The organism is Neobacillus drentensis, assembly GCF_036966985.1.
Classification (GTDB): domain Bacteria; phylum Bacillota; class Bacilli; order Bacillales; family Cytobacillaceae; genus Neobacillus; species Neobacillus drentensis_E.
Genome location: NZ_JBALSN010000165.1, coordinates 1,571 through 13,481 on the forward strand (window position 1 = coordinate 1,571; position 11,911 = coordinate 13,481).

The 11,911-nt window shown below is 39.2% G+C and carries 13 protein-coding genes and 2 pseudogenes (1 of these 15 only partly in view); all 15 read left to right on the plus strand.

The window, feature by feature from the left end:
* Nucleotides 1-1,154 (plus strand): annotated as a pseudogene (locus V7659_RS11435) (valine--tRNA ligase) (it extends 1,477 nt beyond the left edge of the window).
* Between the two features lie 74 nt (nt 1,155-1,228).
* Entirely contained in the window at nt 1,229-2,551 is a 1,323-nt protein-coding gene (locus V7659_RS11440; protein WP_335540130.1) for a bifunctional folylpolyglutamate synthase/dihydrofolate synthase, read from the plus strand.
* A 62-nt stretch (nt 2,552-2,613) separates the two neighbouring features.
* Nucleotides 2,614-4,332, plus strand: a complete 1,719-nt coding sequence (locus V7659_RS11445) for a sensor domain-containing diguanylate cyclase (RefSeq protein ID WP_335540118.1) — start codon at nt 2,614-2,616, stop codon at nt 4,330-4,332.
* Between the two features lie 210 nt (nt 4,333-4,542).
* Complete coding sequence (locus V7659_RS11450; protein ID WP_335540119.1) at nt 4,543-4,710, plus strand: hypothetical protein; 168 nt, start codon at nt 4,543-4,545, stop codon at nt 4,708-4,710.
* Between the two features lie 23 nt (nt 4,711-4,733).
* Nucleotides 4,734-5,333, plus strand: a complete 600-nt coding sequence (locus V7659_RS11455) for a vWA domain-containing protein (protein WP_335540120.1) — start codon at nt 4,734-4,736, stop codon at nt 5,331-5,333.
* 56 nt (nt 5,334-5,389) lie between these two features.
* Nucleotides 5,390-5,602: a hypothetical protein gene (locus V7659_RS11460; RefSeq protein WP_335540121.1), complete on the plus strand. Its 213-nt coding sequence runs from the start codon at nt 5,390-5,392 to the stop codon at nt 5,600-5,602.
* The gene (locus V7659_RS11465; RefSeq protein ID WP_335540122.1) at nt 5,578-5,883 is read left to right on the plus strand and encodes a hypothetical protein; all 306 of its coding nucleotides are present in this window, start codon (nt 5,578-5,580) and stop codon (nt 5,881-5,883) included. Before V7659_RS11460 ends, V7659_RS11465 begins: the two co-directional genes overlap by 25 nt.
* Before the next feature lie 28 nt (nt 5,884-5,911).
* On the plus strand, nt 5,912-6,655 hold the full coding sequence (locus V7659_RS11470) for a prepilin peptidase (RefSeq protein ID WP_335540123.1): 744 nt from the start codon (nt 5,912-5,914) through the stop codon (nt 6,653-6,655).
* A gap of 12 nt (nt 6,656-6,667) precedes the next feature.
* Nucleotides 6,668-6,883 (plus strand): hypothetical protein, encoded by a 216-nt coding sequence (locus V7659_RS11475; RefSeq protein ID WP_335540124.1) that lies wholly within the window; start codon nt 6,668-6,670, stop codon nt 6,881-6,883.
* A gap of 129 nt (nt 6,884-7,012) precedes the next feature.
* Nucleotides 7,013-7,486, plus strand: coding sequence for a type II secretion system protein (locus V7659_RS11480; protein ID WP_335540131.1), 474 nt, complete (start codon nt 7,013-7,015; stop codon nt 7,484-7,486).
* Between the two features lie 115 nt (nt 7,487-7,601).
* Nucleotides 7,602-8,684 (plus strand): hypothetical protein, encoded by a 1,083-nt coding sequence (locus V7659_RS11485; protein WP_335540125.1) that lies wholly within the window; start codon nt 7,602-7,604, stop codon nt 8,682-8,684.
* Between the two features lie 207 nt (nt 8,685-8,891).
* Nucleotides 8,892-9,464 carry a Maf family protein gene (locus V7659_RS11490; protein ID WP_335540126.1) on the plus strand — a complete coding sequence of 191 codons (573 nt, stop codon included), beginning with the start codon at nt 8,892-8,894 and terminating at the stop codon, nt 9,462-9,464.
* 60 nt (nt 9,465-9,524) lie between these two features.
* Nucleotides 9,525-10,109, plus strand: a pseudogene (radC, locus tag V7659_RS11495) (RadC family protein); the annotation flags it as partial.
* A gap of 143 nt (nt 10,110-10,252) precedes the next feature.
* Nucleotides 10,253-11,275 (plus strand): rod shape-determining protein, encoded by a 1,023-nt coding sequence (locus tag V7659_RS11500; protein ID WP_335540128.1) that lies wholly within the window; start codon nt 10,253-10,255, stop codon nt 11,273-11,275.
* A gap of 84 nt (nt 11,276-11,359) precedes the next feature.
* Nucleotides 11,360-11,911: rod shape-determining protein MreC (mreC, locus tag V7659_RS11505; protein WP_335540129.1), on the plus strand; the 552-nt coding region annotated here is incomplete at its 3' end.

Consider the following 11,911-nt stretch of genomic DNA (forward strand, 5'->3'; position numbering starts at 1 on the left):
TTTTCCAAAGCATCGAGTTTACTGGGGAGCGTCCATTTAAAGATGTTCTCATCCACGGTCTCGTTCGTGATGAGCAAGGTCGTAAAATGAGTAAATCACTTGGAAACGGCGTAGATCCTATGGATGTTATTGAAAAATACGGTGCTGATGCGCTAAGATATTTCCTTTCAACAGGAAGTTCTCCAGGGCAGGATTTACGCTTCAGCTTCGAAAAAGTAGAGTCGACTTGGAACTTTGCCAATAAAATTTGGAATGCTTCCCGCTTTGCGTTAATGAATATGGATGGCATGACCTATGATGAAATTGATTTCAGCGGCGAAAAATCTGTTGCCGACAAGTGGATTTTAACACGCTTAAATGAAACGATTGAACATGTGACACGACTTTCTGACCGCTATGAATTCGGCGAAGTGGGCCGTGCCCTATACAACTTCATTTGGGATGACTTCTGTGATTGGTATATTGAAATGGCGAAATTGCCATTATATGGTGAAGATGAAACGGCAAAGAAAACCACTCGTTCAATTCTAGCTCATGTATTGGACCAAACGATGCGGTTGTTACATCCTTTTATGCCATTTATCACCGAGGAAATTTGGCAAAATCTCCCACATCAAGGAGAATCCATTACGACGGCGAAGTGGCCTGAAGTAAATCCATCTCTTTCTGATGAACAAGCGGCCCAAGAAATGAAATTGCTTATGGAAATGATTCGTTCCGTACGGAATATTCGTGCTGAAGTGAACACGCCAATGAGTAAGAAAATCAAAATGCTTGTAAAAGCGAAGGATGAAACAATTCTTAAATCGCTTGAGAATAACCGCAGCTATATTGAACGTTTCTGCAATCCTGAAGAATTGCAAATGGGTGTGGAGCTTGAAACACCAGAAAAAGCCATGACAGCTGTTATTACTGGCGTTGAAATCATCCTCCCACTTGCAGGCTTGATTAACATTGAAGAAGAAATTGCTCGTCTCGAAAAAGAATTCGATCGTTTGAATAAAGAAGTTGAACGAGTTCAGAAGAAACTAAGCAATGAAGGCTTCATGAAAAAAGCCCCTGAAAGTGTTGTAGCTGAAGAGCGGGCAAAAGAAAGTGATTATCGTGAGAAGAGAGCGATTGTGGAAGCTCGAATTAAAGAATTAAGAGGGTAAACTAAATGGTGAGGCGAGTCCAGCAATGGAGTCGTCTCATCTTATTACACATACAAAAAGATGGGGTGTCACGGATGTTTACTACATATAAAGAAGCCCTAGAATGGATCCATGCAAGGTTAAGACTGGGCATCAAACCAGGTTTAAAGCGGATGGAATGGATGATGGATAGACTGGGTCATCCAGAAACCAAAATGAAGACCGTTCATATTGGCGGTACCAATGGAAAAGGGTCTACGGTTACTTATCTTCGTTCGATTCTTGAAGCAGGGGGCTATACGGTCGGTACCTTTACCTCGCCCTACATAGAGCAGTTTAACGAACGAATTAGTGTTAACGGCAAAGCAATTAGCGATGCGGAATTGCTTCAGTTAACAAATATCATTCGCCCGTTGGCTGATGAATTAGAAGAAACGGACCTAGGCGGTCCCACAGAGTTTGAAGTGATTACAGCGATGGCGTTTCATTATTTCGCCAGCCTGAACAAGGTTGACATCGTTATTTTTGAAGTCGGGTTAGGCGGCCGCTTTGATTCAACCAACATCATTCAACCGTTAGCTTCCATTATTACCAATATTGGTCTAGATCACACCAATATCCTTGGGTCTACCTACGAGGAAATTGCCTTTGAAAAAGCAGGTATCATTAAAAAGAATACTGCCCTTTTTACAGCTGTAAAACATCCTGGTGCGCTAAAGGTTATTGAGGGACAAGCTCAAATGAAAGAGTCACCATTTTACCGCATAGATCAGGAATTTTCGATTAGCGGCCATAAATCCTTAGTTAAGGGAGAAGTCTTTAACGTTGTTACACCGTTTCAAGCCCTGGACCAGCTGGAAATCAGCATGATGGGCCAGCATCAAACGGAAAATGCCGCTCTTGCTGTAATTGCCGGCCAATTCTTACATCAAAAGGGCGAGTTTATCCTAACCGAACAAGCGATTTGGGCAGGATTAAAGAAGGCGTATTGGCCAGGCAGATTTGAAATGCTGTCAGAAAGTCCATTAGTCATCATTGATGGGGCCCATAATGAGGAAGGGATTACGGCTCTCACACACGAACTATCAACTCGATATCCAAATCGCAATATCCAGATTGTCTTTGCCGCTTTAACGGATAAAAAGCTGGACGAGATGATTGGGAAACTAGATAGAATTGCTTCACAAATTACTTTTGTTAGCTTTGATTTTCCACGGGCGGCGAAAGCAGAGGAATTACTGAAAATCAGCCATTCAGCCAACAAACTTGCCGTAGATGACTGGGGTTCGTATCTTTCAGAGGAAATAAAATCACTGGATAACAATAGCATATTAGTCATAACAGGATCACTTTATTTTATTTCAGAGGTAAAACCATTTTTATGTCAGTTTTTGAAAAATAAGAAAATTTCTTTATGACAAGAAATTTTTTCGATGGTAGAATAATTTTATCAATATAAAAATAAGAGAGGAGGATAAGCATGAAGGTTAAACCATACATCAAGAATTTGATTTTTCTGACTTGGATTTTAATGGTCCCTGCTGGAACTTGGTTCACCTATAAGACTTATCCTCCACATATCTCCGGGCAATGGTTAGATGTCTTAGCCTTTTTGCTGTTAACCTGTGTGGTTGCAACTATGCCCATTGTCATAAATAATATGTTTATTTTCTTAATTCAATGGGTGGCGCTTGCTACCTTTTTAAGGTTTGGTTTATTTGTTGAAATCATTTTTGCACAAATAGCTGTTCTTGTTTTACTTCTAAAGTTACGGATCCTCCGCAAAGGTGAATTATTCCGATTACCGCTTAACTTGAATATGTTTTTCCTCGTTTCCTTGACCAGCGGGCTATTCTACCACTTGTTTGGTGGTGAGACAGGTCCGGATTTTACAGAAAACTCTAATTACTTATGGCTAGCTATGTTATATGCGGTAGTAAGTTATGCTATGAATCAAATCATTGTCTCCTTCAATCTTTATTTTATTTATAAAAGCAAAGAATCCTATTTTGGAAAGGATTTCATTGTTGAGACCATAACCACTTTTATCACCTTCCCGATTGGGTTTGTGCTGTATATCCTTTATCATCAAGTCGGCTGTTTAGCCCTATTGTTTGTGGGGATTCCTTTTGTTAGTTTATCTATGATTTTCAGACTTTATTATTCTAGTGAAAAGATCAATGGATATTTACAAAAGGCTGCCGAAATCGGTCATCAAATGGCGGAACGCTTGAATGTCGTTGATGTAGTTGAGTTATTGATTCAAAAAGTCAGTGAAATGCTTCCTGTGGATTATGCCTATATCCTTGAAGTAACGAAAAATGATGAACTTCAAGTCATTCGCGGACTGGAAGATGGCATGCCTAATAGTTTACCACCTGTAGAGAAATACGAAGGAATTAGCGGGATGGTATGGGGCGAGCAAAAGACTTTCTTATACACAGCAAAGAAAGAGTGGCAGAAATATTCAAACGGCCATTTACCTGATGATGCAGAAAGTATCTTAGGTGTACCCATCGTTCGAAGCAAGAAAGTAATTGGCGTGTTATTACTTGCATCCAAGCAAAAGCGGGCATTTGAAAGATTCCAGTTGATGATTATCGATATCCTTTGTTCCCACTTTGCGGTTGCCATTGAAAATGCCAAGCATTATGAGATGACAAAAATGCAAAGTGAACGCTGCTCATTAACCAAACTGTATAATTATCGTTACTTTGAAAATCTGCTTACTGAAGAATTTGAAAAATTAACTTGCTTTGAACGCCGAACACTCTCCTTAATCATTCTTGATATCGATCACTTTAAATCTGTAAATGATACCTATGGTCACCAAAGTGGAAATGAGATACTGTTTGAGCTTGCTAGCAGACTAAGTAAGTCCGTAGATGATCGTGGTACAGTAGCTCGGTATGGCGGGGAAGAATTTGTGGTTCTTTTACCAGATTCCACAAAAGAGGAGGCCTATCGAATAGCGGAGCAAATTAGACAATTGATTTCCAATTGGCCATTTATCCTAAAACAATCAATGAATTTAGACGAAGTGCAGCAGAAAGTAATGATTACCGTTTCAATTGGGGTGGCGACTGCACCAGAGGATGCTGAGGATCCATTAGCCTTAATAAGGCATGCAGACCGAGCTCTTTACGTTGGGGCAAAGCGGGCTGGCAGGAATCGAGTGGCAGAGTATTCGTCGTGCTGACAGTATCTATAAATACACTAGAAAAGGTCGGTTCATGTGAATCGACCTTTTTCAGTGTATTTTCAGCATTATCTAAAAGGATTTACAACCTACAACTAAAAACTTATGTTGAATAAGTGAGAGATTTGATATACTTATAGTAGTATTATAATAGGATAATAGTATCGCTCTATATAAATATGGTTTGAGTGAGAGGTGGAGATAAAACCAATGAAAAAAATATCGTTATTATTGGGTATTGCCTTAGTTTTTATTTTTTGCGCAAGGATAAATATAGCCTCAGCAGCTGATGCTAATACACCAAAGGTGGATTTTAGTATAAAGGCATCTCAAAGTGTAATAGTTAAACCACAAGGACAAATGCCCAAGGAAACTTAGACCTACATTTAACCCCTTCTGGCATGTCTACCAGTGCCAATCGTGAACCAATTGATGTGGTTTTTATCTTTGATAAATCTGGTTCGATGGATGAGAGTGTAAATGGAATCAAAAAAATTAAGAGTGCTAAGGTTGCCATGACACAGGCAGTCAACTTTTTTAAGAGTAATGCTGGACCCCGAGACCGCTTTGCTTTCATCTCGTTCAGTTCTGATGTTGAACAGGTGGTAAACTTCTCACCCACTACTGGCAGTGGAAACTTGGACTTAATTAATCAAACCACTAATAGCCTATCAGCAGTAGGCGGTACAAATTATACTCAATCATTTGAGAAAGCTATCAATCTTTTTGGTGGGTCTGAGAATAACAAATATATTATTTTTATGACTGATGGAGATCCAACATTTTCTATTAATGAGGAACCGGTTACTTATAAGAAAAAAGGGAAACTGGTAACGGAAAACTTTCCTTTTCACTATGAACTATATGGGTCTGGATCATCGATGAGTAATTTAGTTTATTACTACGATGCGAATGAAAATAAAACTTATGATACAAACATCACTGTTTCTCAGACAAAGACAAGTATTAGGAACCATGGAATTGCCAGGGCTACCAACTAGCACAGAAAAATATAAAATTATTTTCAATTGGCTTTGGTAGTAGTGCAGATGTTGACATGGGATACTTGAATAATCTTTCTTCGCTAACAGGGGTCACTGCGAGACAAGCAAATTCTGATAATATCGCAAATATATTCCAAGATATATCAAAAGACATTGCCACACCTGCAATAGATGAAGAAGCTCGAATTGATCTTTCGAAATTTAATGGAAAAGTAAATCTTTTGATGGCTCTATTGCTAGAATGGAGGGGAATGAAGCTGTTTTAAAAGCATCCTTTAACTATCCGATTGGACAGACAGTTAACCAGCCAATTGATATAAGTCTGCCTTTCAGCTTCACTGATATAGCCACTTATACGTTCGATAATATTAAATTGTCTTATAAAAATTTAGATGGGATTACTATTCCTTTGACGCATGCACCAGTTTCAATTGATGTCAAAGCGGATGCTCCATCCAGTTTTAAAGGGACAATGGGTTTAACGGAAATAACAAACACGGTAGATAACTTAATAAAAGTATCCAATCAATCCCAAACAACAAACTGATGAATAATCTTAAAGATGAGGTATAACCTTGATTAACTTTCTGATTTTTATATACGGTACTGTATGCGGCTCGTTTTTCAACGTAGTCGGCCTAAGGGTTCCTTTAAATCAATCAATCGTTAAACCGCGATCACACTGTCCGAATTGTAATCATACCTTAACAACTATAGATTTGATACCGGTTATATCGTACCTATTCTTAAGGGGGAAATGTCGGTGCTGCAAGGCGCCCATTTCGCTCTTCTATCCTATTATCGAACTGATAACAGGAATTCTTTTTATGTTGGCACCCATCCACATGGGCTGGTCCTACGATTTGATTATCGCTTGGACTGTCATTTCCTTAATGGTAATAGTATTTGTTTCAGACATCCATTACTTGATCATTCCAGATAAAGTTTTACTCTTTTTTTCTGGGCTGTTTCTAATCGAAAGATGTTTCCTTCCGCTTGACCCTTGGTGGAACTCTATTACTGGTGCGGCAGTGGGCTTTACCCTTCTACTCCTAATAGCAGTTGTCAGTAAAGGTGGTATGGGTGGAGGAGATATAAAACTGTTCGCAGTTATTGGATTTGCACTAGGTACAAAGCTTGTATTAATCTCGTTCTTTTTATCAACCTTTTTTGGAGCATTTTTTGGAATAATTGGCATTCTAATTGGCAAAGTGAAAAAAGGTAAACCTATGCCTTTTGGCCCATATATAGCATTGGGTACAGTCATTACTTATTTTTATGGTGAACGGATTATTCGCTGGTATATTCATTTAATGTAAGGAGTCTTCCAAATGGCAATCAATTTTTTGTTCGGTAAAAACAAAACAATAAATATTACGATCAAGGATTACGCTATCCGTTTTGTCGAATTGAAGCACACTCAATTTTTAGAAGTTCAAAGAATGGGTGAGTACTATTTGCCAGCAGGATTGATCACGGAAGGGAAAATTCTAGACTTTGATACCTTAGCGACAATTCTAGAACAATGTGTATCAGATTTGAAGTAACAATTTCTGCATTTTATTTTCCTTCACTGATGGACTTACCTCAGGAATTACCACCATTGGATATTCCTGAGGTTTCTAATAAGAGCAATCCAACAAGTGAGTTTTCTGAAGTGGAAGGTACTAGTGAAAATGATAAGAATACCAATCCGTAATTATTCCATATCAAAAAATATGAATCAAAATGGATTTTCGCTTATTGAATTACTGGCAGTGATTGCAATATTGAGTATCGTGTCGACTATTGCTGTGATTTCTATCTCTAAGGTTATTCAGGATTCAAAAGATCGGGCCTTTGTCGGGAATGCTTTTGCATTAAAGGATGCTGCAAATTTATTTTTAAAGTCGGAAACCATTAATGGAAGCGTTCCTCCAGATGTTATTACCTACCAATCCTTATATGAAGCTGGTTTTCTTGATGAGTTTAAGGACCCTGATACTGGGGGTTATCCGGAGGCGTCTGATGATAGTTATGTAGAGGTAACAGGTGAAAAGATAACTCGTATCTGCTTAAGAGGAGAAAATAGAAATTTATGCACATATAACGGGAAGAGTTCTGCAATACCAATTAAGGAAGTTTCAGTCGACCTTATACTGCCGAATTAATAAGTAATTTGGCGAAAGTCTACGATAACAAGACGACAAAAGTCTTGTTATTTTTTTTTGCCTTTGTGATAGGATGAAGCCAATGACCCATCGGAAGAGAGAGGAGTACGGTTAAGTGGACAAGCCTAACAAAGGCAATACAATTAATATCAAATTAAATGCAGAAAACCCGCCCATTCAAGAAGTTCCTCCTAAAAAAGAGGTTGAAACTAATATCGATCCCTTTCCTAGAGTAATAAAAATTAATACGGAACTTAAAGAATCAGATGTTATTAGTGAGACGGCAGCAGCACAAGAATCGGTTGACGAAAGTTTTGACTGGATTATTCCTGAATCCTCCGACAATGACATTGAGGAGTTCAAAATTATACCGAGTCAAACCAGTAAAAAAACGTCCCTTCCAAAAATAACAACATTCACATCGAATATCAAAAAGAAAAATGGCCGGCCCATAGGGGCCATCTTAATTTCTGCCGCATTTGCTATTTTAATCGGAACAACAATTGGTGTAGTGATGCTGAAGTTAGTTATCACATCTCCATCTGACAAAACGGTGACAACAGTACCAACTGTGGTCACGGACAAGCCTGCCAGCGGCACCGAAACGAAAACAGCAGAAGCCAAAAATACTTCATCAGCTTCCATTTCCCAGTTAACAACCTATGTCATTCAAGGCGGTGTTTTTTCGTCAGATTCTGGAGCTAAAGAAACTTCGGATAATCTATCCTCGAAAAATGTTCCATCCGAAACAGTAGAAATGGATGGCAAGTATTATTTATTTCTAGGTGTGGCTGACTCCATCGAAGGTGCTAAAGCATTAGGAGCACAGTATAAAGAAAATGGAATTGAAGATGTATTTGCAAAACCCTTGTTATTAGAGGAAAAGAAGTTTTCTAATATTACGGAAAAAGAACAGACCTTTCTAAAAGCAGTACCGACTATCTTTCAAACGCTCTCACTTACCACCTCGAATGCAGTAGTGACCAAGGATCTTTCGGAGGAAGCTAGTAAAGTTCTTACTGAAATTGAATCACCATTAAAAACCAGTGTGAAAAATGAAAAGATTAAAGATCTAAAAGCAGAATTGGTCAGTGCAAACGAAAAAGTAAAGGCGTTTCAAGAATCAAAAGACGAGAAAAATCTTAGTGACGCCCAAGAGCATTTACTAAACTTTTTGTCGATATATTTCTCAAAATAATCTATATCGACACTCCTCGATATTTTCCGGGAAATAAGGCCTATCGAAATCTTGATAGGCTTTTCGTCTTTTCAAAAAATGAAAAACCTCTGCATAATTTTACAAATTCCATCAAAATTTAATTATATAAAAATTGTTTGCTACTGTAATTTCTGATAGGATTGAATTGTATCTCCCTAATACGTACCATAAAGGTAAGGTGATCGAATGCAGAACCTCATTTTAGCCTCTTCTTCTCCACGGCGAAAAGAACTTCTAGAAACTCTCCGTTTAACATTCGCGATCTCAAGCAGTGAAGTTGATGAAAGTTTTGACCCAGCTCTCGCTCCTAAAGATGTAGTGATGGAGTTAGCCGACCGAAAGGCACAAACCGTTTTTAAAGAAAACCAGGATGCCTTTGTAATTGGCTCGGACACCATTGTTGTTGCGAATAATCAAATATTAGGAAAGCCCGCAGATGAAGCAGAAGCGTTTACCATGTTAAAAAGCTTGTCAGGTCGTCAGCATGAGGTATTTACAGGTGTTTCAATTGTGTCGAAAGCAGGTACAACAAAGTTTTATGAAAGAACAGAAGTTTGGTTTTGGGAGTTAACGGACGACTCAATACGGGCGTATGTAAAAAGTGGTGAACCGCTTGATAAAGCAGGTGCATATGGCATTCAGCAGCTCGGAAGCATGCTTGTCAAAAAAATAAATGGAGACTATTTTTCGGTGGTCGGACTGCCTGTTTCACGATTAGTAAGAGAATTGAAAAAGGCAGGCTACCAGTTGCCGTATTAAACTTTTTTGTTCATTAACTCCCTTAAAAAGGGAGGAAAAAAAGTGTCCACCAATACATTAATGATCCGTGATTTCCCTCAAGATGAAAGACCCAGAGAACGGTTTGTTCAACATGGCCCACAAAGCTTATCGAATCACGAACTGATCGCTATTTTGCTGCGAACCGGAACAAAAGACGAATCGGTCCTGCAATTATCGAACCGGTTGTTAACTCATTTTGAAGGGTTACGTCTTTTAAAAGCAGCGACATTAGAAGAGATGACTGAAATCAAAGGGATTGGTTCTGCAAAGGCCATCCAAATCCTCGCCGCCGTCGAAATTGGCAGAAGAATTTCAAACCTTGACTATAAGGACCGCTATGTCATCCGCTCTCCGGAAGACGGAGCAAAGTATGTCATGAATGATATGCGCTTTTTATCACAAGAGCATTTTGTTTGTTTGTACCTAAACACAAAGAACCAAGTCATTCATAAACAAACCATTTTCATCGGCAGCTTAAACGCCTCGATTGTCCACCCGAGGGAGGTGTTCCGCGAGGCGTTAAAGCGCTCTGCCGCCTCGATTATTGTAGCCCATAACCACCCCTCCGGAGACCCGGCACCAAGCCGCGAAGACATTGAGGTCACGAAGCGGCTTGTCGAATGCNNGAGTTATAATAATGGTTATGATTTTTTAGGACTTCTTAAAGATTAAACTAGATAAATATTAGGAAAAAAGACATGATAGTAAAGTGAATATCTATCTATTGGAGTTTTTGCATTACGGTTCAGAAAGGGAGATACAAAACTATGTTTGGAATTAGAGCAAGAGATCTTGGGATTGACTTGGGGACTGCAAATACCCTTGTATATGTAAAAGGAAAAGGAATTGTACTGCGCGAGCCATCCGTTGTGGCCATGCAGACTGATACAAAAAACATTGTCGCCGTTGGTAATGACGCGAAAAATATGATTGGACGGACACCGGGGAATATTGTCGCAATGAGACCGATGAAGGATGGCGTCATCGCTGATTTTGAAACAACTGCAGCCATGATGAAGTACCATATTCGTCAAGCACAAAAAAGTAAAAATGTGTTTACCGGGAATCCTTACGTTATGGTTTGTGTGCCTTCTGGGATTACCGCAGTTGAAGAACGAGCTGTCATCGATGCAACGAAACAAGCTGGGGCTAAGGATGCGTATACGATTGAAGAGCCATTCGCAGCAGCAATTGGTGCCAATTTACCAGTCTGGGAACCAACCGGCAGCATGGTCGTTGATATTGGCGGGGGAACTACCGAGGTCGCGATCATTTCATTAGGCGGAATCGTTACAAGCATATCGATCCGTGTCGCTGGCGATGAAATGGATGACTCGATTATCTCATATATTAGAAAAAATTATAACCTAATGATCGGGGACCGTACGGCAGAGACGATTAAAATGGAAATTGGCTCGGCTGGGGACGCTGAAGGGATCGACAATATGGAAATTCGCGGCCGAGATTTATTAACAGGCCTTCCTAAGACGATTGAAATCACGGCCAAAGAAATTGCTGGTGCATTAAGAGATACCGTTACTGCGATTGTCGAAGCAGTCAAGAATACACTAGAAAAAACACCACCTGAACTTGCGGCAGATATTATGGACCGTGGGATTGTTCTAACCGGCGGCGGTGCACTACTCCGAAATTTGGACAGGGTTATAAGTGAAGAAACGAAAATGCCAGTGCTGATTGCTGAGAATCCGCTAGATTGTGTGGCCATTGGAACAGGAAAAGCATTGGATCATATTCATTTATTTAAAAATAAATCAAGAGATTCGCGTTAGATTAGATTGTGCTATTCGGCACATAAGGCATATTTCAAATTAAAAAACGATACTTTTTATCTAGAAAAATAGAGGTGTATAATCATGCCACAGTTCTTTCTGAATAAACGTCTGATTATTTTGCTTGTCAGCATCATTGTTCTCGTGGCATTGATTGGGTTTTCTTTAAGGGAGAGAAGTAAACTATCCTGGCCGGAGCAATTTTTAAAAGATACTACCGGCTGGGTTCAATCCCTGGTTTCAAAGCCTACTCATTTTGTGACAGGCTTTTTTGAAAATCTCCAGGATTTGCAAAATACATACGATGAGAATAAGGAATTAAAATCGCGGGTCGAAAAAATTGTCAATCTTGAAGCACAAGTACAAGAACTGAAACAAGACAATCAAGAATTACGTGACATTCTCGGTGAAAAAAGAACCCTGAGAGACTTCAAACCATTACCAGCTACCGTTATTGGCAGAAACCCTGATCGTTGGCATGAAATGATTATTATCGACAAAGGCAAATTAAATGGCATCAAAAAAAATATGGCTGTTGTTACGGCAACCGGCTTGGTAGGTAAAGTCAAAAATGTAACACAATTTAGTTCAACCATTCAACTGTTAAGTGCTATGGATCCTAAAAATCGTATATCA

Excerpts from the sequence above, each read along its gene's own strand:
- V7659_RS11440 (WP_335540130.1), top strand. The coding sequence starts at position 1,229 with ATGTTTACTACATATAAAGAAGCCCTAGAATGGATCCATGCAAGGTTA.
- V7659_RS11445 (WP_335540118.1), top strand. The coding sequence starts at position 2,614 with ATGAAGGTTAAACCATACATCAAGAATTTGATTTTTCTGACTTGGATT.
- V7659_RS11450 (WP_335540119.1), top strand. The coding sequence starts at position 4,543 with ATGAAAAAAATATCGTTATTATTGGGTATTGCCTTAGTTTTTATTTTT.
- V7659_RS11455 (WP_335540120.1), top strand. The coding sequence starts at position 4,734 with ATGTCTACCAGTGCCAATCGTGAACCAATTGATGTGGTTTTTATCTTT.
- V7659_RS11460 (WP_335540121.1), top strand. The coding sequence starts at position 5,390 with ATGGGATACTTGAATAATCTTTCTTCGCTAACAGGGGTCACTGCGAGA.
- V7659_RS11465 (WP_335540122.1), top strand. The coding sequence starts at position 5,578 with ATGGAGGGGAATGAAGCTGTTTTAAAAGCATCCTTTAACTATCCGATT.
- V7659_RS11475 (WP_335540124.1), top strand. The coding sequence starts at position 6,668 with ATGGCAATCAATTTTTTGTTCGGTAAAAACAAAACAATAAATATTACG.
- V7659_RS11480 (WP_335540131.1), top strand. The coding sequence starts at position 7,013 with ATGATAAGAATACCAATCCGTAATTATTCCATATCAAAAAATATGAAT.
- V7659_RS11490 (WP_335540126.1), top strand. The coding sequence starts at position 8,892 with ATGCAGAACCTCATTTTAGCCTCTTCTTCTCCACGGCGAAAAGAACTT.
- V7659_RS11500 (WP_335540128.1), top strand. The coding sequence starts at position 10,253 with ATGTTTGGAATTAGAGCAAGAGATCTTGGGATTGACTTGGGGACTGCA.